Raw genomic sequence first — 21271 nt, forward strand, 5'->3', positions numbered from 1 at the left:
AGGCTATTCTACTTTTAAGTTGAAACGTACGACACTTTGATCTTCATTCTGCGGCGTCATCTCGGCATGTATCGATTCACCGTGATAAGTTGCACACCCCTCAATCAATCCAAGACAAACATGCGACATACACCTTGCGCTCTTGTAGTCGAATACAAGCTCAGCTTCGGTAGTGGTGATAAAACTGAATTCTGGCGGCTCAGCGTCTGGGTAAAGCTTTTTCACTTCAACGTGAATATAGCGCTCTACGTGCTGAATAAATTGGAATGTCGTGTTGCTGTGTGCAAGGCTGGCTTTATTTGGTAATGAGGCGAGTAGGTTCTTAAACACAGATTGTCCAAACACACGCTGTAGACTCGCAGCATCTATATCGGTCTTTTTGCTTAAGTTGATGATGAGTTTTACCAGGTCTTTATGGTCGTAACTTCCGACCGATGTATAGATCCCTTCATCTTCTGACATTTCTAAAACTTCTTCCAAGAGTTCTAGGCCAAACTTGTCTTCAACAAGTTCTAAAAATTCGGTGAATATGATTCCTTTCATTTCATACCTTTTATTCTATTTCTTTTTAGAATGAGCTACTAAGTTATTGTTATCAAATTCTTACCCATAAAATATACGCTTTATCACTCTATTTTATGACATGGGTAACGCTTACTCGTATATATGCACATATTGAATATAGCAAAAACCATCGATTTAAGGGAATACATGGCGATATTGATGGCTCACAGACAACAAGAAATGCCAAATTGGCATTCAACTCAGTGTTGCGTCTATACTTAAAAGTATAATTATCAATATATTGGCATGATATGAATCGAGATAACTTCCTTCAACAGTTCCAACTTAACCCAACCGTAGGCTACCACCCAGAGTCAGTGGAGCGCGTTTCTCATATAAGCGGGGAGCAACTACGTAAAGCGGCGGTTGTGGTCGGTTTAGTTGAACGAGAAGATGGTTTACATGTCATTTTTACTAAAAGAGCCGCTCATTTAAAGCATCATCCCGGCCAAGTCAGCTTTCCTGGAGGTAAACACGAACTCTCTGACCCTTCTATGCAATTTACTGCACTTAGAGAGCTCCACGAAGAGGTGGGAATTCGATCGGATCAAGTTAAAATTGTTGGCCAATTACCTGCATTGAGTACTATTAGTAAATTTTCTGTAACACCGATTGTTGCAATGGTCGATCCTGACTATAAAGCCATCATCGATGAGAACGAAGTTGCCTCGATTTTTGAGGTACCTGCCACTTATGTTTTAGACCAAGCCAAGTTACATAGCCACACCGTTAACTTTAAAAAAATTAAGCATCGTGTTTTTGCGATGCCCTTCGAAGAGCACCTAATTTGGGGCGTTACGGCTCAAATCATCCAATCACTGCAGCAACACGTAGTGCAACAAATTACATAGAAACTACGTTTTGTTTAATCTCTGTTAACAAAATTCAGTCTTTCCATGGAACAGATTTATTAATGCAATTTTACGCAAACGATTCCCTGGTATAAATCTACGCAACCCTGCCTTTCACATAAATAAAACTAATGCCAAGCATGAGCATAAATCACCTGTGGCACGCTATTTTCGTGATCAAAAATCCGTTTTTCGCATATCATGTGACACGCCGTTTCATTACATGATTTAGATCTATTTTTTGCAGACGAAAATTCTGCAGAATTAGCCCCGACTTATTTCCTGTTCCCAAAAAATGAGTAATTTAACATGAACACAACAACTTCTTCGGCAAATGCCGTTAAAGATTCAAGCAAGTTTAACTATAAAGATTTTACCTGGTGTTTATCACTATTTGGTACAGCAGTTGGTGCTGGCGTACTATTCCTTCCAATCAAAGCAGGTGCGGGTGGTTTCTGGCCATTAGTTATCCTTGCTCTAATCGCGGCACCAATGACTTGGTTCGCACATAAATCTCTAGCTCGTTTCGTTTTATCTTCTAAGAACCCAGAAGCAGATATTACGGATACAGTTGAAGAACACTTCGGTAAGACTGGCGCAAACCTTATTACTTTTGCATACTTTTTCGCTATCTACCCAATCGTTCTTATCTACGGCGTTGGTATCACCAACACGGTAGATTCTTTCCTAGTAAACCAAATGGGTATGGAATCTATTCCACGTCCTCTTCTTTCTGGTGCACTTATCCTTGCTATGACAGCAGGCGTTGTATTCGGTAAAGAGCTGATGCTTAAAGCAACTTCAGCAATGGTTTACCCACTAGTATTCGTATTACTAGCGTTATCTTTCTACTTAGTTCCTGATTGGAACACTTCAATGATGGAAACAAGCCCTGAATGGTCAGCAATGCCTTCTATTATCTGGCTTGCGATTCCAATCATCGTGTTCTCTTTCAACCACAGCCCAATCATTTCACAGTTCTCTAAAGAGCAACGTCGTGTATACGGTGAAGACGCAGTTAAGAAAACTGACGCGATCACTGGTGGCGCAGCTATGATGCTGATGGGTTTTGTAATGTTCTTCGTTTTCTCTGTAGTACTTTCTCTATCTCCAGAGCAACTAGCAACAGCACAATCTCAAAACATCTCGGTTCTTTCTTACCTAGCTAACGTTCATGAGTCTCCACTTATCTCTTACATGGGTCCTCTAGTGGCGTTCGCAGCAATCACTTCTAGCTACTTCGGTCACTTCCTAGGTGCTCATGAAGGTCTTGTTGGTCTAATCAAGTCTCGCTCTGGTTCTTCAATCAGCACGATCGAGAAAGCATCTCTAGCGTTCATCGTTGTTACAACTTGGATTGTTGCGGTAGTTAACCCAAGCATCCTAGGTATGATTGAAACAATGGGTGCTCCAATGATTGCAGCTATCCTGTTCCTAATGCCTGTATTCGCGATGCAGAAAGTACCAGCAATGGCTAAGTACAAAACATCAGCACCTGTGCAAATCTTTACAGCTTTATGTGGTCTAGCGGCTATTAGTTCTGTAATCTACGGCGCTCTTTAATCTCAAGTCCTTTTTATAAGATTACATCCATCTTATATCGCGAGATTAGACAAAAAATATAATGATAATAAATGAGCCTCCCTACTCCCCTTGGGAGGCTCTCTTTTTGAGGTAATCGCTATGATTAGTGTATTTGATATCTATAAAATCGGTGTTGGTCCATCGAGCTCACACACAGTTGGACCAATGAAAGCGGGTAAAGAGTTTATTGATGACCTACGTTCAATGGGAAAATTGCGCGACATCACTAAAATCACCGTGGACGTATATGGATCACTATCACTGACAGGGAAAGGTCACCACACAGATATCGCTATCATCATGGGTCTTGCTGGCAATACTCCTGAGAAAGTAGATATCGACTCTATCGCAGGCTTTATTGCTCGAGTAGAAGAAACTGAACGTCTACCTGTTGGTATGCACTGTCATACTGTTTCGTTCCCTAAAGATGGCGGAATGAACTTCCATACTTCGAACCTTTCATTGCATGAAAATGGCATGAGCATTCATGCTTGGGTTGATGACGAAGTAGCATACTCAAAAACATACTACTCAATTGGTGGCGGTTTCATCGTTGACGAAGAGAACTTCGGCAAAGAAGAAGAAAACCCAATTAAAGCACCTTACGAATTCACAACAGCTGAAGAGCTGGTTAATCAGTGTAAGGAAAGCGGTCTTTCTATCAGTACACTGGTTATGAAAAACCAAGCGGCTTTCCACTCAGACGAAGAGTCTCGTACCTACTTCGCTAACATCTGGAGAACGATGCGTGAGTGTATGGATCGCGGTATGAATACTGAAGGTATCCTGCCTGGTCCACTGCGTGTACCTCGTCGTGCAGCAGCACTTCGCCAACAACTGATCACTTCAGAAAAAACAACCAACGATCCAATGACGGTTGTTGACTGGGTGAACATGTTTGCTTTCGCAGTAAACGAAGAAAACGCCGCTGGCGGTCGTGTAGTAACAGCACCAACAAACGGCGCGTGTGGCATCATCCCAGCTGTATTGGCTTACTACGATAAGTTCATCCAAACAGTGACAGAGAAAGACTACATCCGTTACTTCGCAGCTTCTGGCGCGATCGGTGGTCTTTACAAGCGTAACGCTTCTATCTCTGGCGCTGAAGTTGGCTGTCAGGGTGAAGTTGGTGTGGCATGTTCTATGGCTGCTGCAGGTCTTGCTGAGCTTATGGGTGGTAGCCCTGAGCAAGTATGTATGGCTGCAGAAATCGGCATGGAGCACAACCTAGGTCTAACGTGTGACCCAGTTGCTGGCCAAGTACAAGTACCATGTATCGAGCGTAACGGTATTGCTGCAGTTAAAGCAATCAACTCAACTCGTATGGCACTTCGTCGCTCTTCTGCTCCTACTGTTTCTCTAGATAAAGTTATCGAAACAATGCTAGAAACCGGTAAAGACATGAACGCTAAATACCGTGAGACATCTCAAGGTGGTTTGGCAGTTAAGGTGGTTTGTTAATTAGCATTAGTTTGTTAATAGCTTTCGAATCAATCTGCTTTTAATGAGCAGATAATAAAAAGGAACGCCGATGCGTTCCTTTTTTGTATCTAAAGCTTTTGTAGCTGAAACTTGGTGACTAGGGCGTGTTGATCTTTCGAGCTGATTTTTGCAGCGAGTTGCTGGGTATTTATACAAGGCAGAGGCGTCGATGTGTAGCTAGCCTACATGAGAAGCCGATAACGTAGTAGAAATGGCCAGCAAACGCTGCCCGAAGGGTTCGGCTAAAAGCGTTTTACTCTTTGTTGAGGGGGATTTGCTTAGAGTGACTAGGCTACTTCCCCCCTCGCCGCGATTAAAACGCTTTTATCTCGAACAAAATTTAACCACGAAAGGTCAACACGCCCTAATTATTCAACCACCAAATTGTTTTGCTAAATCACTTGTGAGATAAGCAAGAAGCAACCAAATAGCAATGAGAAAAGCATCATTGGTCGGCCACCTTCAGCGCTGTATCTGTCTTCCGCTACTTTCATAAAGCGTTGCTTATGAACCATAACCAGAGGAACAAAAACAGCCAAGAACACTAAGATGATGCCGGCATAGTTCAACACTTGTAGGAACTTGTCTGCTGCAAGCAATGAACCTGCGAGCGGCAAGATAAAGCTAATGCAGTAAGTCACTGATGTATTTTGGTTGAACATGTCTTTGTTCTGATTGAACAACGCCATCGCAACACCAAAGAAAGAGGTCAACAACGCCAAGCCCGTAAAGGTAGACAGAACGTTACCCACCCAAGGAGACTGAGCTTCAAACGCCGCCATCAAGTCAGACACGTTCTTGAAGCTTCTAAATTGCTCTTCACTCAAGTTACCGACCACAGCAAACAACCAGCACAAGTAGCACACTAATGGGATCAGAGAACCTACGATCACCATGTTACGCAGCTGTTTGTCTGTCGCTTCGTGGTTGTAAGAAACCAAGGTTGGAATCACAACCATAAAGCCAAAACTCGTAAACAGGATGGCACTGGTTTTTATCAGGTCGACGTGGTCATGACTGGTGACCTGCATCAGGTTATCTTGAGTCATGTTTGGCGCCAAAAACGCCATGGTGACCAACAAACTAGCAAGCATCACAAAGAACAATGCGCGGTTGAGCTTATCAATCACTCCTGTGCCACTCGCGACGACAACGCCGGCAAGCAAAGTGAACACAATTTGACTCGTGGTCGCGGTGATTTCAACGCCAAAATTAGACAGTAACTTACTCAGCAAGTCACCTGCGCCCAGAATGTAAGCCATTAATAGGCAAATTAATAACGCATACAGCAAACCATTGGTCAGCAACTGACCTTGTTTACCCAAGGTTTTGCGGGCAATTGAATTTAACCCTAGACCGCCACCCGCTTTGATGGTCGCTTCTAGAAGTAATAGTGCTGCGTAAGTGGTACCGAAACAGATCAGAACCATCAGCAGCGTGCCGTAAAGCAATCCGAATTGAGCTAATACCATTGGGATCGCAAGCATACCAGCACCGAGAGCGGTACCAGCGATAATTAGGGAGCTACCCATCATTTTAATATTCATTGTTTTTAACTTATTTGTTTAGTTTTTATAGGTGTGAGTCTTCGTGCATCGAACGGATGACAAAGGGGTTCAGATAGAAATAGAGTTATAAAACGAATAACGATAGGAGCGATAAACAGTAAAGAAGCGTGCAGAGACGTTGTCGAACAGGGCGTTCAAAGGGAAGCTGGTCTTAAAAGAGGTCAAACGAAAAGCATGAGTTTGCGTTAACTGATGTGGTGAACCTTCCGTAGGTTCGATAATCGGTGATGTAATCTTGAATTTCATGTATGTGTCCAATAACTAAGTCACATTCCATAGCATTTGAAGCAGCGTATCCGTTGCTGCCCTACCTCTGTCATTAGAGGTCTTTTCATCTTATCGAATGAGCTTCGAAACACAACGCTATAGCTGCATTTTTTACTATTAAAGTGAACAAAATGGCCATTCGAACAAATATCAACCACCTAACCTTGTAAAACAATAATCATTATTAATAAAAACCAAAGAGAGACGCAATGATCTCTCTTTTTATCCAAACGAAAACATTACATTTATGGCGCAGGACTGTATAGACGAGGTGGACTGCTGTTGGGTAAGTGAATCAGATTTAAGCGATTACGTCTTGCCCATTCGACCGTCAATGAGGTCGGAGCTGACAAACAAACCAAGGTTGCGATTTCAGCACGCACGGCTTTATGGATAAGCTCTAAACTGCAACGACTCGTCATAATGGCGAAACCCAACTTAGGGTTGATCTCGTTCACGGCCATTGCCCCTATCAATTTATCCAGAGCATTGTGGCGGCCGATGTCTTCACGACAAAGTGAAATTTCACCTTTCGAATTCGCAAACAAAGCGGCATGTAAAGCACCGGATATTTTGGCTGCTTTTTGATGTTCGGCAATTCGCCCTCTCAACCCCTGAAAAACCAATGGACTGGGTGGTAATGACGATGGCAATGGAACCAAATCCGGAAGTGCTTGTTCAAGCGCCTCAACACCACACAAGCCACAGCCTGTAGTTCCAGCCAAGTTACGCCGCTGAGTTTTCATGTCCCAAAAAGCACGGTTGCTGATTTCTACTTGCGCAAAATGAGATTCACCATTGCCACCAATCTCAATATCACGAATTTCACTGAATTTTTTTACGATACCGGTGCTTAAACTAAAACCGCGCACAAAGTCTTCCATGTGACCAGGCGTCACCATCATAACCGCCTGACTGATCCCGTTATAACTGATCGCCAATGCAGATTCGTTTGCCAGAGGTGCATCCACCACTATGCTATAGCCCGTAAGCTCTCGATAGCTCATGGCATTGGGCTGTGGAGGCGCTTGATTAAAATCAGGCAGTTCAATATAGGATTGAGTTATACATCTCATAAAATCACCCGGAAAGACGGTCAGCTTGACGATATCGCCTTAGACTGAAAACGTTACTGATTAAACTAGTATTACTGATTAAACAAACATCACTGATTAAACAAGTGTTTTGCTTCAGCAAAGCACTGATCAGTGAGTGCCGAATAAGGTTCTTGTTTACGCTTAAGTAGACCGAGAGGCGAATGCACCACGGCTTTTTCTATCGGTACGATACGCAGTTGTTCGTTGAGCTCTTCCAATCCTGAGTTAAGCGGCATAACAGCACAGCACAGGCCACTGGTGACGGCTTGGATAAGATGAAACGTAGAGTTACTTTCAATCAAAGTCTGCGGAACTAGGCCTTTACTACCGAAGCTCAAATCAATCGAATGACGATAATGCATGCCTTTCGACAAAAGCCCCAAAGGAATGCTATTGAGTGATTCCCATAAGACTTCCGACTCAGCAAAATCAAAGAATCGGCTATCATACAGAATGCCTAAATCCGTCGAGTTCATTTCTATAACGTCAAAATAAGCCGTATTGATCTGATCGGTGTAACACATACCTAAATCAAGTTGGTTACGATTGAGCTGGTCTATGATCTGCTCAGATGTCATCGACAAAATTTGAAAACGAAGTTCAGGGAATTTTTCTGCTAAAGGCTTAATCAACTGCATCGGGTTTTGGCTGGCTAAAGGCACCATGCCAACTCTTAGCGAGCCGACCAGTTGACCACGGCAGTTAGCCGCTTCAGCTTGTAAACCGTCATGAGCCGCTAAGACCGTCTTTGCCCAAGCCAATATGCGTTCGCCCGCTTCGGTAAACCCCTCAAAACGTTGACTTCTTGAAATCAACTCGAGGTCTAACTCTTCTTCTAAACGCCTTATCCTCATCGACAACGTAGGCTGAGTAATATGGCAAAGTGTCGCAGCCTGACCAAAATGTTTCGTTTGATCTAAAGCGATTAAGTACTTAAGTTGTTTTATATCCATGAATGATTAGTAAAACCTTGAAATGAAGCGTCATCTTCGCATTCGTCGTACATTCACTGTTCTCTGCGATAGAAAAGAGCTATCACAGGAAATGGCTCAACCTGCAAAGCAACAGCTAAAATAAAACAGTATTTTTTGATTTAAATCAAAGTATGTCTAATTTAAATACAGGTCAAATCTAAATTATCTATAGCGTGATAGACAGCAACTATCATGGAGGGCTCAGCTATATCAAGGCTGCTCGACGAATCCCTCATAAAATAGAACTCACATCGCGCTGGCTAATAAATTTTATTTATCACTGTAACAAGTCTATTTATCACTGTGACAAAAGCGATACTTTCCATATTTACTCGCCATGATAGATTCTATTTATCACTTAGTCGGCAATATCAATTGGACGTACCGCCCCTTAGCGACATAACCTTTGATTTAGATCATGGAAAAAATCAGCCAGTCTATTTCTAAATATTCAAAGCAGTAAACAGGTATCGACACCAAATAATTAAAACCGTTTTACTCCCGCCTTATTTTTATAACGCGCCTGTTTTTACCGGTTCCCTTGTTTACTGCAGTTCCCACGTGTGAGGAGTGCAGTTGTGAGCCAAAAAGAACAGATAAAAAAATATAAAGGTCCTGCTGGTGGTTGGGGCGCGTTAAAAGCCGTCACTAAGAGTTGGTGGGGCAGCGAAAACGCCATCAAAAACATTCGAACAATGCTTAAAACGAATCAAAACGGTGGTTTTGATTGTCCGGGGTGCGCATGGGGGGAATCTCCAAACAACAATAAAGTGAACTTCTGTGAGAACGGGGCAAAAGCCGTGAACTGGGAAGCCACAAATCGATCTGTGGATCCTGATTTTTTCGCTGAACACAGCGTAACATCCTTATCATCACAAACAGATTACTGGCTGGAATACCAAGGCCGAATAACCCACCCGATGAAGTACGACGCTGCATCCGACCACTATATTCCTATCGCGTGGGACGAAGCATTTTCGCTGGTAGCCAAGCATTTGAAGCAACTCGACTCACCGCATCAAGCCGAATTTTACACTTCGGGTCGAGCCAGTAATGAAGCAGCGTTTTTGTATCAACTCTTCGTTCGTGCGTTTGGAACAAATAATTTCCCAGACTGTTCAAACATGTGCCACGAAGCCAGTGCAATTGGCATGAAAGATACGGTCGGTGTGGGCAAAGGAACCGTGATTTTTGACGACTTTGAAAAAGCAGACGCGATCTTTGTGCTCGGGCAAAACCCAGGTACTAACCACCCCCGCATGCTTGAACCATTGCGTGAAGCGGTAAAACGCGGTGCGCAGGTGATCTGTTTCAACCCATTGAAAGAACGTGGACTTGAACGTTTCCAAAATCCTCAAGTTCCGGTTGAAATGTTAAGCAATGGTTCAAAGCCAACCAATACCGCTTATTTAAGACCAGCATTAGGTGGCGATATGGCGGTCTTTCGTGGAATGGCTAAATATTTGCTGCAATGGGAACGTGATGCGCTCGCAACCGAAGGAAAAGCCATATTTGATCGTCAATTCATCAGCGAACACACCACAGGAATTGATGAATACTTAGCAGAAGTGGATGCGACGACATGGGAACATATCGCTGAACAATCGGGGTTAGCGTTAAGCGAAATAGAAATGGTCGCTGACATGTATCGCCGTTCAGAAAAAGTAATCATGTGCTGGGCAATGGGGCTAACACAACATCGTCATTCAGTACAAACAGTCAAAGAAGTAGCCAATGTGCAATTGTTGCGCGGCAACGTCGGTAAGCCAGGTGCTGGGCTATCACCGGTTAGGGGACATAGTAATGTCCAAGGCGATCGTACGATGGGTATTGATGAAAAACCCTCAACCCAATTGCTTGATAGCATTGAACGCCGCTTTAACTTCAATGCCCCACGCGATGCAGGCCACAACACGATACAAGCGATTAAAGCGATGGAGGAAAAGCGCTCTAAAGTCTTTATTGGTTTAGGGGGTAATTTTGCGCAAGCCACGCCAGATACTCCTCGTACGCATCTGGCGATGAAAAATTGTGACCTAACCGTTCATATCTCAACCAAACTCAATCGCTCTCACCTTGTTACCGGTCAAGATGCCCTGATTCTGCCATGTTTGGGACGTACGGAAATCGATACACAAGCGAATGGACCACAAGGCATCACCGTAGAAGATACCTTCAGCATGGTTCATATCTCTTACGGGCAACTCGAACCTCGATCAGAGCATTTGCGTTCTGAACCAGCAATAGTCGCAGGTATTGCCAATGCCACACTGGGCTGCCATCCAATAGATTGGAATTGGGTCATTCAAGATTATGCGCATATTCGTGACCTCATTGCAGATACGATTCCAGGCTTTACTGACTTCAATCAGAAATTGGAAAATCCGGGCGGATTTCATTTAGTCAATCCGGCCGCTAATCGTCAATGGAACACCCTCAGTGGCAAAGCGCAATTTGGCTCCAATGAACTGCCAAAACAGCTGATTAATGAAGCGGTGTTGCAGAGTGGTAATAAACCCGATCTGATCTTGCAAACCATGCGTTCCCATGACCAATACAACACGACGTTATATGGCTTGAATGATCGTTACCGCGGTGTCTTTGGTATGCGCGAAGTTTTGTTTATCAATGAAGCTGATATATTGAAGCTCGGTTTTAAACCAGGTGACAAGGTCGACATGGTGTCGCTTTGGGAAGATGGTGTAACGAGAAAAGTGAAAGGGTTTACCTTGGTGGCTTATGACGTTCCACAGGGTCAGGCGGCAGCTTACTATCCTGAAACCAACCCCTTAGTTCCTCTAGACAGTTATGGTGAACGAACCTTTACCCCTACCTCAAAATTTATCGCCGTCAGATTAGAAAAATCAATCTCTGACGCCATTCCACTTTCAACAGTCAGTTAACTCTCTAACGGCAATTGAAAGTAAACGTAAAAGTAAAAATCCACCTGTTTTGGCAGGTGGATTTTAATAATGACGCTTGGCCAGTATAAATACAGTCCGCTGAACATATTTATTTGAGCCATGTACGTTTATTGGGCTTTTCATACCCTTCAAATTTAACGACAAATTCCCATTCATCCCCCAAAGAGCACCATCACAAACTCGCTACATCACAGAAACATAACCACAACCGGAGTGTGGTCACACAATCAGTTATACCTCATAGGTGGTAGAGTCTCTTACACGTAAAGTATGCGCGTCATTATAACTAATAAAAACAAACACCTTATGCGCTCAACAATCACCTTTAAAATCCTAGTAGCCCTCGCCATTGTATTCACTTTCTTGCTAGCAATATCGACCTACTTTCAATATTCGCAGCAAAAGCAACTTGTAAACTCAGTGTTAAGTGAACAACTCCACGATAAGGCGAGCAACTATTTCGATAGCCTCAATATGATGATGCTCACTGGCACCATGACACAAAAAGAAACCCTTCGTCAGAAAGCGTTAGCTCAAGAAGGCATTGAAAATGTTCGTGTATTGCGTGCTGATGCTGTAAGTAAACTGTATGGCCCCGGCAACAAAAACCAAATACCCGTTGATGATATTGATAAACGAGCGCTAGCGGGTGAAACCGTGATCGAACCCTTTTCTGCCGATTGGGGTAAAGGGCTAGTTATTGCTCTGCCAATGAAGTCGAGCGAGAACTATCGTGGGACCAATTGTGTGGCATGTCATATGGCAAAAGAGGGCGAAGTATTAGGCGCGATTCGCCTTGAATATAACCTTAATCATGTCAACTCACTGATCAACACTCAAACCATGGCCGCTATAGGCATTATGGCGGTGATCTCTTTTGCAGGTTTCGTGCTAACCATGGCGCTGATTCGTAAAATAATCGTTCGCCCTCTTCAACACACTTCGCGCTTTATGACGCAAGTCAGCAACGATAAAAACCTATCAACTCGGCTCTCAGTGCAAAGTAAAGATGAAATTGGAACGCTTGCAAACTCTATCAACTCATTCATAGGCACGGTTTCTTACAGCTTAGAAAAAGTACAAGATACTTCGCACAAACTAAATGCGTCTGCCAACCAACTGACCAGTGTTGCACAAATTACCGAGCAAGCTGCCAGCGATCAACAAAACGAAACGGCTGAAGTACAAAACAATGTCGAAGGAATACAGGCGCAACAAGTCAATGTTGAACAAGCCACTTTAACTGCGTCAGAACTCATCAATCACACCGCCGATGTCGCATGTAAGAGTGCTAACCAAGCTCATGATGCCAGTAATGAGATAAAAAACTTGGTCACCAGTATTGAGGAAGTGAAACACAAGATACTGACCCTGAATGAACAAACTGGCGAAGTCTCTTCAATATTAAATGTAATTCGAGGCATTGCCGATCAAACCAATTTGTTAGCACTGAACGCTGCTATCGAAGCGGCTCGTGCTGGCGAACAAGGCCGAGGTTTTGCTGTCGTTGCGGATGAAGTCCGTCACCTTGCATCACGAACGGCTGAAGCAACAGGCAGTATAGAGACAATTATCCACCAGTTCCAAGAAGGCAGTGAAGAATCTCTCACTTCAGCCGACCGCGTTTGTGCGCAGGCACATCACAGCTCAACCGATATCAATGCTCTATCGAGCGAGATGAACAGCGTTGTAGAGGAGATGAAACAAGTGTTGGCGCACGCGCAAAACATCCAACAACAAACGCAATCCACCACACAAGCAACTCAAGATGTTCAACACAAAGTTGAAACCATCACTTCTCATGCGAATAACACGTCACAATCGGCTGGCGCTACTCTCGGGATCAGTAATGATCTAGAAGAGCTATCTGACCACCTCGAATCACTGATTAATCAGTTCACTTTGTCGAGATCAAATACCTAAAACAAGAACAAGAACAAGAACAAGAACAAGTCATAACATCGACTAGGCTACGTTTTTGTGGTTAGTTCTATCCTAGCCAATAAAAAAGCGCTCAACGGTGAGCGCTTTAAGTTTCCAGACTTATTAAGTCACAGCTTCTCTATCGTGACTTGATAAGTCACATCAGAGAACCAACTTATGAGTTTTTTTAGTGTGTAATTGAAACCGCGGTTAAATCTTTATGCTTGTGGTACATCGCATGTTTGTAGATGAGGTTCGCACTCACGGTATCCATTCCTGCTACTTCAACATAAGCGCCTTTTTTACGGAATTTGAACACCACCTTATCAAGCGCTTCAACCGAAGTATTATCAAGGAAAGACGCATCGGTAATATCAATCGTTACCAAAGACGTTGTTTTTTCATAATCAAACAGATCAACAAACGCCTCTGAAGAAGCAAAAAACACATGCCCTTTCACTTTATGAATCGTGTGCATTTCGTTAGTCATTACTTCGTCTGAAATAAACACCATTGATTTACTCGCATGAGCATAAAACAAAGCAGACAGAACCACGCCAACCGCAACACCTATCGCTAAGTTATGAGTAAAAACAACCACCGCCACGGTAGCTAACATCGTTATATTCGTAGGAAGCGTATGATCTTTAAGTTCAACCAAAGAACGCCATGAAAACGTGCCAATTGAAACCATGATCATCACAGATACTAGAGCCGCCATCGGTATCAACTTCAACCAATCGGAAACAAACACTACCATCAGCAGTAAAACAACGCCGGAGATCATGCTCGATAGCCTTGTTAAACCGCCGGATTTAATGTTGATTATCGATTGGCCGATCATCGCACATCCGGCCATACCACCAAACAACGATGCTACGATATTAGCGACACCCTGCCCTTTACATTCATTGTTCTTATTACTTTCGGTATCCGTCAGATCATCGACGATCGTTGCTGTCATTAACGACTCTAATAAGCCGACAAGGGACAAAGCAATGGAATAAGGGAGTATGGTTGCGAGCGTATCAAACGTGAATGGAATATTAGGAATCAAAAATACCGGGAGAGAATCGGGAAGCTTACCCATGTCACCAATTGTTCTGACATCTAAACCAAAGAGCAAACTTACTAGGGTGATCACCACAATAGCAACCAATGGCGAAGGTATTGATTGACCAAACTTTGGAAAATAAGGGAGTAGATAAATAATGGCCAAGCCCAACGCAACTAATAAATAAACACTTGAAGACACATTGATGAGTTCAGGCAGTTGAGCCATAAAGATGAGAATGGCAAGTGCGTTCACGAAACCCGTAATGACAGATTTTGAAACAAAGTTCATTAAATTACCTAGTTTTAGATAACCCGCGGCAATTTGAATCACGCCAGCAAGAAATGACGCTGCGAGCAGATATTCTAATCCGTGCTCTCTCACTAAGGTAACCATTAACAGCGCCATTGCACCCGTTGCGCCAGAGATCATACCTGGGCGACTACCAACTAATGCAGTAACCACACAAATACAGAAAGATGCGTATAAACCTACTTTTGGGTCAACGCCTGCGATAATCGAAAATGCGATGGCTTCAGGGATTAATGCAAGAGCTACCACAACTCCAGATAATGAGTCTCCTTTAACATTTGATAACCAGTGTTTTTTTAAATAATTAAGCATGTAATTCTCTTTTACTTGTACAGCCATTCCTGCCTAGTTAAGACATAATTTGATCGACTGTTTTTCTTGAATGAGCGAGCGCTCGAAAAGTGTGGGTGTAGAGAGAATGCAGGGGCTAAGGCGGCGTAATTAACACGAAAATATTAAACTCCTTTGGTTTGTGATTGATTTGCTATTTATTAGGCAAGCTCAAGCCGTTTAATAGTCACCATTATGATAAGCAGTAAACATTAAACTAAGCATAAAACTAAGTAATACGCATGAAGCTAGCTTGAACCGCGCCAATATAGAGTGAGTATTGATGCAATCACACATTCATTATTGCAAACAAAGATTCCAACCCCACACCACCTCGTCAACGGTTACTGCTGTTCATTAAATCGCTTACTGATATTCATTAAAACGCTTACTACTATTCATTAAAACGGTTACTAACCTAGTTTAATAACCGACCTTCAGGATAATGTTGATAAACGCCTAACGGTATTTACGCTCCATAAAATTGAACAAAAAAACAACCCTTAGTGGTTTTTCTTGTCTGTAGACACAATATTTCTTTCGTCGAGCAAGAATAAAGGTTGAAGCTGTCCGTATGACAGGTAATATGTTCAATCGATTTAAAAAGTTTATACAACTCAATGTTTCGGCTAATTATTGTTCAAATAACGGTTTATTTGCTGCAATGCTAGAGACTTTGAGTTGAATTTGTCCCTCAATGGAGAATGAAATCAACATGACTTACGCGCCTGTAACAGACGTACTTGGCGGCAAGCTAGCGGTAGACAGTGAAGTAACTGTTCGCGGCTGGATCCGTTCACGTCGTGATTCCAAAGCTGGAATCTCTTTCCTTGCCATTTATGACGGCTCTTGTTTCGACCCGATTCAGGCCGTGGTTCCTAATAATCTTAATAATTACGAAGACGAAGTATTAAAGCTAACAACTGGCTGCTCTGTTGAAGTAACAGGTAAGATTGTTGAGTCTCCTGCGAAAGGTCAAGACTTCGAACTAGCAGCAACTGACGTTAAAGTGGTTGGCTGGGTTGAAGATGCTGACACTTACCCAATGGCTAAGACACGTCACTCTATCGAATACCTTCGTGAAGTTGCTCACCTACGCCCACGTACAAACGTGATCGGCGCAGTAGCACGTGTACGTAACTGTCTATCTCAAGCGATTCACCGTTTCTACCACGAGCAAGGTTTTTTCTGGACTTCAGCTCCGCTTATCACTGCATCTGATGCAGAAGGCGCTGGTGAAATGTTCCGTGTATCTACGCTAGACATGGAAAATCTACCTCGCACTGACGAAGGTAAAGTTGACTTCAACGAAGATTTCTTCGGTAAAGAAACATTCCTAACAGTATCTGGTCAACTTAATGCTGAAGCTTACGCTTGTGCACTAAGCAAGGTTTACACGTTCGGTCCTACGTTCCGTGCTGAAAACTCAAACACAAGCCGCCACCTAGCTGAATTCTGGATGGTTGAGCCTGAAGTTGCGTTTGCAGACCTTGACGATGTAGCAAAACTGGCTGAAGACATGCTTAAGTACGTTTTCGCTGCTGTTCTTGAAGAGCGCCGTGATGACCTTGAGTTCTTCGCTTCTCGCATCGACAAAGAAGCAATCACTCGTCTAGAGCAATTCGTAGACGCTGATTTCGCACAAGTTGACTACACTGACGCAATCCAAATCCTACTAGACTCTGGTAAGAAATTTGAGTTTGACGTTGAGTGGGGCATCGACATGTCTTCTGAGCATGAACGTTACCTAGCTGAAGAGCACTTCAAAGCACCTGTAATCGTTAAGAACTACCCGAAAGACATCAAAGCTTTCTACATGCGCTTAAACGACGACGGCAAAACAGTTGCAGCAATGGACGTACTTGCACCAGGCATCGGTGAAATCATCGGTGGTGCACAACGTGAAGAGCGTCTAGACATTCTAGACGAGCGCATGATTGGTATGGGTATCGACCCTGAACACATGAGCTGGTACCGCGACCTGCGTAAATACGGCACAGTGCCTCACGCAGGCTTCGGTCTTGGCTTTGAGCGTCTAGTATCTTACGTAACAGGTATGGGCAACGTTCGTGACGTTATCCCGTTCCCACGTACACCACGCTCTGCAAACTTCTAATTCGAATACCTATTCGATATTAAAAGTTAAGAACAAATAAAAACCTCCGCAATTGCGGAGGTTTTTTTATACGCGCCTATGTATAAGGCATATTCATAAGCGCCTATTGATACACGCTTAACAGCTCAGTCTACTCGACAGTACGAACCAAAAAGTGATCTAAAAGTATCTTCTCACCCGTCTGTTCTAGCGGCTTAAATTCAATCACCATCTGATCACCCTTTTGCTCAAAAGCATTCACTTTAAAGAATAAACTATCCTTATCCGCCTTAATGTTATGAGCAACCTGATGACCATTTACAAACACATCAAAAGCGGGCGCTTTTGAGTTTGCAGGAATGACAGTTTCAAAAGTGTACGTTTCACCTTCTTGCGCATAAGCCGTATTGTAAATGCCGCCATCCTTCGTCCAATATGTTCCGTTGAAATCCATATTTTGAGCTTTCCAATAACTATAAAACGCATGTAAATTATCAACATCATGCTGAGTCGTTGGGTTCCATTTAACATCATCAAGTTTAACGGGTTCGCTGTAGCTAAAACCATGCGCCTTCATATCGCTATTCAATGAGTCCAAGCGTCCAAGAACATCATCGAAGGTGTCTTGCCACCCCAGCTCTCCATAATATTGAAGGCCGATTTCACCAATAATATAGAACTCACCTTCTCTCTCAATTGTGATACCAGACCCCGAATCCCCATGAATAATAAGCCATTGAAGATTGCTTTGGGGCATGATCACCGGGTCATACTTGTACTCAGCTAACCACTTCTTATCTGTGTCGTTGTACTTAACAAACTTTTGCCCACCATTACGGCCGTTATAGTTACCAAAGCCAACACTGTTTACTTCATAGATCTCCGAATGGTCGAACATCCCCTTTTCTGGCAACTTAGCAGGTTTTATTCCAGTAATTGGTGTATCCAAACGCACAAGTGCGAAATCATAAATGCCATCGGTAAATTCATATTCCCCCCACTCTCCATCAGGGTCGGTGGTCGCACGTGATGTATGAACAACCTTAAACTTACCGTCTTGATCTTTTTCATAAGAAGAACACGTTACCGCATTCTCATAACCTTCGCGTTTAGACCCAGATACATGGTTAGCAGTAATCACCCAATATGGGTCAATCAACGTTGCCGAGCCAGCATTCATGTGACATGCAAAATCGAATTGAGTTTGTAGAGCGAACGCTTTGTGTTGAGTGACCGAGCGATCCATCTTTCCTATACCTGCATGAGCAGAAAAAGTCGCCACGATTGCTGATGCTAGAATGATTCTTTTCATGTTACTCAACCTCTTTCAACTGTATGGCTTCGATAGCGTGATAACCTTGCTTCGTTTCAAAATCAAACTGCCTATGTTGGCGTGAATATGAAATTTCAACGATGTCATCTGGCGACTCGGTTTCAAAGGTGATGGTGTTTTTTATACTGGTCATGTGAAAGGAAATGTCATTTTTAATTGTGATGCATTGCTTGTTAATACATGCGGTCACATCAGCAGAAGACAGCCAATTATGTGTATAAAGCTCTACAGAAAACCGCCCTTCTTTACTCGGTTGAACGCCAAAAGAGAAACCACTAGAACCAACAAGCAAACCTGAAAATGCCAGCTCTTGGTTATAATCCGTAGAGTCGCCGTCTTGCCAGTAGTAACGATTACCCAAGGCGTTTTTGCTATCAGAATTAATGATCTGCTTTAATTCACCATTAACGGTTACAGCGCTTATCAGATCAGTTTTTTCTTTCTCTACTCTTTGATGGTCACTATACAAAAATGCCCAATCCAAACCGTTTAGATCTACCTCTCTTGCGTAACGATACCTCCCCTCATCAAGCTCATAGCCGATAAATTCACTGGCAATAGAAAATGTATTGGTACCAACTTCCGAAAAGTTACTTAGTCGATTCAAATCAACATGGAGTTCGCTTGCTGAAGCATTGGTGGCTAACAAAGCCAACATGCAAAGGTTAGTATTTGTATATTTCAATCTCATATCCCTATTTTTCAATTAGTCATAACCAATTGTAAGATAGAGAAAATCTAAACCTGTAAGGCACTGTAAGCCTTTAGGTGAACCACTTTTATCGCATAGCGACCAATAATTGATGTGAATGTATCACGGTAAAAGGTAGGCTCTGGTTATTTCCTAACACAACCAACTAGCCAAGCTTTTGACTAAAGGTGATGCATATTCCAAATATGCACTGCTTCGTGCTTACACGGACTTACAAAGCCTGTGGGATTAAAGTGCAAAATTGTCTTTGAAGATCAACGTTCGTACAGGCAATTCAAAAGTACAGATCATTAAGAACGAAAAAGCCCTGCCAAATCGTGGCAGGGCTTAAAATAATTTGAGTGAGTAATCGGCTTAATCTACATCTTGGTCTTTCGCGTATTTTATGGCAAAGCCACAGATTGCCATCATAACGAACGGGATCGCTGCAGTGGTGTATTCTGCCCAAGCCATATCTGCGAATGCTTTTGCTAGTAATACATGGCCGATAATAAGCAAAAGTGCGCACACAATAGCCACGATAATTAGCTTAACTTCATTTCCCATAGTCACTTTCAACATAACGGTGTCTCCAAAATTTGGTCTACCGTTATTGAAGCACAACTCTTTGGTCAATAAGGCGTACAGTTACAACGGAATCAACCCATACAGTTGAAATCATTTCCTTTTTTATGAGTCACTTAAGGTTTTACGAATGCGCAAGTTGATGTGCCAGTTTACCAAGCAATATTAGTGCTTGTTCTTTCTGTTCTGTGAGTTCATAAGAGAAATTCAATCTGATCGCGTTATCTACCCTGCCCTGTTCACTAAACAGGTCGCCTGAAGCGACGCTGATCCCCTGAGCAATCGCTAGTTGGTGAAATTGTTGGCTGTCAAATTTTTTCGAGAAGCGAATCCATATGAAGTAGCCACCAGCCGGTTCTTCAATTTCGATGGAACGTGGAAAGCTCTGCTTGATGACCTCGATAAATCGCTCTTTTCTCACTAGAAGATTTTTACGTAATTTACGAAGGTGATTGTCGTAACTTTCATGAGTTAAGAAGTGTGCCACGCCAAGTTGCACAGGTGCACTACTCGACAGTGTAGAAAGAAGCTGAAGCTTTTGAATAGCATCGTTAAAACGCGTGTTTACAACCCACCCGACCCGATAACCCGGACACAGGCTTTTTGAGTACGAACCACAAAGTAGAACAGAATCGGTCTTATCGAAGGCTTTTAGTGGCTTGGGTTTATGGCCATCGAAGTAGAGGTCGCCATACACGTCATCTTCGATAATGTAGGTTTCGTTTTGTTTTGCAATCTCCACCACACGGCGCTTCGCTTCGTCCGACAAACTTGTCCCTGTCGGGTTCTGAAAAGTCGTCATCAACCAACACGCTTTTACATCTTGGTCTTGTAGTGCGCTTTCAAACTGTTCAATATTCAATCCATTGATTGGACAAACATCCACTTCGATAGGGTTGAGCCCTAGCCTCTCTACGGCCTGCAAAGCACCATAGAAAGCGGGTGATTCAATCACAACATTATCGCCCGACTTGGTAACCGTTTGCAGGCTTAAGTTAAGCGCTTCCATTGCACCAGAGGTAATCACGATATCTTGATGGTTAACCGTAATGCCTTGCTGCAGGTAGCGCTGTGCTATTTGTCTTCTTAAGGACTCGCTGCCCGGTGGCAGATTGTTGATTACACTGGCACCTGTCATCTTTCTGCCAGCACTGGCGAGGTTTCGAGTTAAGGTAGGTAAAGGGAAAAGGTCAGGATCTGGGAATGCTGAGCCAAAAGGAATAACCCCCTCTGCTGAACTTGATTTCAAGAAATCGAATAAGCGGTCATTAATGGCTTTCTTTTCGTGTACTAATGGCTGTTCGTAATCAACACCGTCCACACGTGGCGCAACAAAGTAACCCGACTGGGGCTTAGCGATGACCCACCCTTCACTTTCTAACAATTGGTAGGCTTGTAGAACAGTACTATTACTGACGTTATAATTTCGACAACTCATGCGTACCGAAGGGATCTTCTCTCCTGAACGCCAAGTCTTACTAGCGATCTGAGTTCGAATATCCTTTGCAAGCTCTTCATAACGCGCCATCTAATTGTACTACCTAGATAAATTCTAATAAGCCGGAGATTTTATCACTAACGTTAACAACTATTGCTGCTATCCATATGATTGGACCTAATTTCTATAATAGTGTGAA

The 21271-nt window shown here is 43.1% G+C and carries 16 protein-coding genes; 6 read left to right on the forward strand and 10 right to left on the reverse strand.

Translation table 11 applies throughout. From position 1 onward, the window contains the following. Positions 1-3: 3 nt before the first annotated feature. The gene (locus tag BCU75_RS13205; RefSeq protein ID WP_102474134.1) at positions 4-543 is read right to left on the reverse strand and encodes a heme NO-binding domain-containing protein; all 540 of its coding nucleotides are present in this window, start codon (positions 541-543) and stop codon (positions 4-6) included. Positions 544-815: 272 nt separating this feature from the next. Here BCU75_RS13205 and BCU75_RS13210 point away from each other — a divergent pair, with 272 nt between their 5' ends. The 3 genes from BCU75_RS13210 (at position 816) to BCU75_RS13220 (ending at position 4460) form a co-directional block, all read left to right on the forward strand. Next, positions 816-1415 carry a CoA pyrophosphatase gene (locus BCU75_RS13210; protein WP_102474135.1) on the forward strand — a complete coding sequence of 200 codons (600 nt, stop codon included), beginning with the start codon at positions 816-818 and terminating at the stop codon, positions 1413-1415. 309 nt (positions 1416-1724) lie between these two features. Then, positions 1725-2978: an aromatic amino acid transport family protein gene (locus BCU75_RS13215; protein WP_076677637.1), complete on the forward strand. Its 1254-nt coding sequence runs from the start codon at positions 1725-1727 to the stop codon at positions 2976-2978. 120 nt (positions 2979-3098) lie between these two features. Further along, a complete protein-coding gene (locus BCU75_RS13220) occupies positions 3099-4460 on the forward strand; it encodes an L-serine ammonia-lyase (protein WP_017109686.1) in 1362 nt (453 codons plus the stop codon). 413 nt (positions 4461-4873) lie between these two features. On the opposite strand, the gene BCU75_RS13230 is transcribed toward BCU75_RS13220, so the two are convergent. The 4 genes from BCU75_RS13230 to BCU75_RS13245 form a co-directional block, all read right to left on the reverse strand. After that, positions 4874-6016, reverse strand: a complete 1143-nt coding sequence (locus tag BCU75_RS13230; RefSeq protein ID WP_102474136.1) for an amino acid permease — start codon at positions 6014-6016, stop codon at positions 4874-4876. Between the two features lie 81 nt (positions 6017-6097). Next, on the reverse strand, positions 6098-6295 hold the full coding sequence (locus BCU75_RS13235; protein WP_102465311.1) for a hypothetical protein: 198 nt from the start codon (positions 6293-6295) through the stop codon (positions 6098-6100). A 266-nt stretch (positions 6296-6561) separates the two neighbouring features. Further along, positions 6562-7392: a formate dehydrogenase accessory sulfurtransferase FdhD gene (gene fdhD / locus BCU75_RS13240; RefSeq protein WP_102474137.1), complete on the reverse strand. Its 831-nt coding sequence runs from the start codon at positions 7390-7392 to the stop codon at positions 6562-6564. 89 nt (positions 7393-7481) lie between these two features. Continuing rightward, positions 7482-8366 (reverse strand): LysR family transcriptional regulator, encoded by an 885-nt coding sequence (locus BCU75_RS13245; RefSeq protein WP_004734714.1) that lies wholly within the window; start codon positions 8364-8366, stop codon positions 7482-7484. Positions 8367-8965: 599 nt separating this feature from the next. Between BCU75_RS13245 and BCU75_RS13250 the strand changes: the two genes are divergently transcribed. Together BCU75_RS13250 and BCU75_RS13255 are read left to right on the forward strand one after the other, a co-directional pair. Then, positions 8966-11290, forward strand: a complete 2325-nt coding sequence (locus tag BCU75_RS13250; protein WP_102474138.1) for an FdhF/YdeP family oxidoreductase — start codon at positions 8966-8968, stop codon at positions 11288-11290. A 327-nt stretch (positions 11291-11617) separates the two neighbouring features. Continuing rightward, positions 11618-13234 (forward strand): methyl-accepting chemotaxis protein, encoded by a 1617-nt coding sequence (locus tag BCU75_RS13255; protein WP_102474272.1) that lies wholly within the window; start codon positions 11618-11620, stop codon positions 13232-13234. A gap of 187 nt (positions 13235-13421) precedes the next feature. Here the strand turns inward: BCU75_RS13255 and BCU75_RS13260 are convergent, their stop codons facing one another. Then, the gene (locus BCU75_RS13260; protein ID WP_102474139.1) at positions 13422-14912 is read right to left on the reverse strand and encodes a SulP family inorganic anion transporter; all 1491 of its coding nucleotides are present in this window, start codon (positions 14910-14912) and stop codon (positions 13422-13424) included. Between the two features lie 733 nt (positions 14913-15645). Between BCU75_RS13260 and asnS the strand changes: the two genes are divergently transcribed. Next, positions 15646-17046 carry an asparagine--tRNA ligase gene (gene asnS / locus BCU75_RS13265; RefSeq protein ID WP_004734710.1) on the forward strand — a complete coding sequence of 467 codons (1401 nt, stop codon included), beginning with the start codon at positions 15646-15648 and terminating at the stop codon, positions 17044-17046. Between the two features lie 130 nt (positions 17047-17176). Here asnS and BCU75_RS13270 read toward each other — a convergent pair whose 3' ends face one another. From BCU75_RS13270 to BCU75_RS13285, 4 genes are all read right to left on the reverse strand, one after another. Next, a complete protein-coding gene (locus BCU75_RS13270; RefSeq protein WP_102474140.1) occupies positions 17177-18337 on the reverse strand; it encodes a trypsin-like serine peptidase in 1161 nt (386 codons plus the stop codon). Between the two features lies 1 nt (position 18338). Beyond that, complete coding sequence (locus tag BCU75_RS13275; protein WP_102474141.1) at positions 18339-19016, reverse strand: hypothetical protein; 678 nt, start codon at positions 19014-19016, stop codon at positions 18339-18341. 408 nt (positions 19017-19424) lie between these two features. Then, positions 19425-19631 carry a hypothetical protein gene (locus BCU75_RS13280; RefSeq protein WP_016784568.1) on the reverse strand — a complete coding sequence of 69 codons (207 nt, stop codon included), beginning with the start codon at positions 19629-19631 and terminating at the stop codon, positions 19425-19427. 127 nt (positions 19632-19758) lie between these two features. Then, complete coding sequence (locus tag BCU75_RS13285; protein ID WP_102474142.1) at positions 19759-21162, reverse strand: PLP-dependent aminotransferase family protein; 1404 nt, start codon at positions 21160-21162, stop codon at positions 19759-19761. Positions 21163-21271 lie beyond the last annotated feature (109 nt).

The sequence above is a fragment of the Vibrio splendidus genome (genome assembly GCF_002873455.1).
Lineage (GTDB): Bacteria > Pseudomonadota > Gammaproteobacteria > Enterobacterales > Vibrionaceae > Vibrio > Vibrio splendidus_J.

Coding starts and splice junctions, on each gene's coding strand:
- BCU75_RS13210 (WP_102474135.1), top strand. CDS start 816: ATGAATCGAGATAACTTCCTTCAACAGTTCCAACTTAACCCAACCGTA.
- BCU75_RS13255 (WP_102474272.1), top strand. CDS start 11,618: ATGCGCTCAACAATCACCTTTAAAATCCTAGTAGCCCTCGCCATTGTA.
- BCU75_RS13230 (WP_102474136.1), bottom strand. CDS start 6,016: ATGATGGGTAGCTCCCTAATTATCGCTGGTACCGCTCTCGGTGCTGGT.
- BCU75_RS13275 (WP_102474141.1), bottom strand. CDS start 19,016: ATGTTGGCTTTGTTAGCCACCAATGCTTCAGCAAGCGAACTCCATGTT.
- BCU75_RS13205 (WP_102474134.1), bottom strand. CDS start 543: ATGAAAGGAATCATATTCACCGAATTTTTAGAACTTGTTGAAGACAAG.
- fdhD (WP_102474137.1), bottom strand. CDS start 7,392: ATGAGATGTATAACTCAATCCTATATTGAACTGCCTGATTTTAATCAA.
- BCU75_RS13285 (WP_102474142.1), bottom strand. CDS start 21,162: ATGGCGCGTTATGAAGAGCTTGCAAAGGATATTCGAACTCAGATCGCT.
- BCU75_RS13220 (WP_017109686.1), top strand. CDS start 3,099: ATGATTAGTGTATTTGATATCTATAAAATCGGTGTTGGTCCATCGAGC.
- BCU75_RS13280 (WP_016784568.1), bottom strand. CDS start 19,631: ATGTTGAAAGTGACTATGGGAAATGAAGTTAAGCTAATTATCGTGGCT.
- BCU75_RS13245 (WP_004734714.1), bottom strand. CDS start 8,366: ATGGATATAAAACAACTTAAGTACTTAATCGCTTTAGATCAAACGAAA.
- BCU75_RS13235 (WP_102465311.1), bottom strand. CDS start 6,295: ATGAAATTCAAGATTACATCACCGATTATCGAACCTACGGAAGGTTCA.
- BCU75_RS13260 (WP_102474139.1), bottom strand. CDS start 14,912: ATGCTTAATTATTTAAAAAAACACTGGTTATCAAATGTTAAAGGAGAC.
- BCU75_RS13215 (WP_076677637.1), top strand. CDS start 1,725: ATGAACACAACAACTTCTTCGGCAAATGCCGTTAAAGATTCAAGCAAG.
- BCU75_RS13270 (WP_102474140.1), bottom strand. CDS start 18,337: ATGAAAAGAATCATTCTAGCATCAGCAATCGTGGCGACTTTTTCTGCT.
- asnS (WP_004734710.1), top strand. CDS start 15,646: ATGACTTACGCGCCTGTAACAGACGTACTTGGCGGCAAGCTAGCGGTA.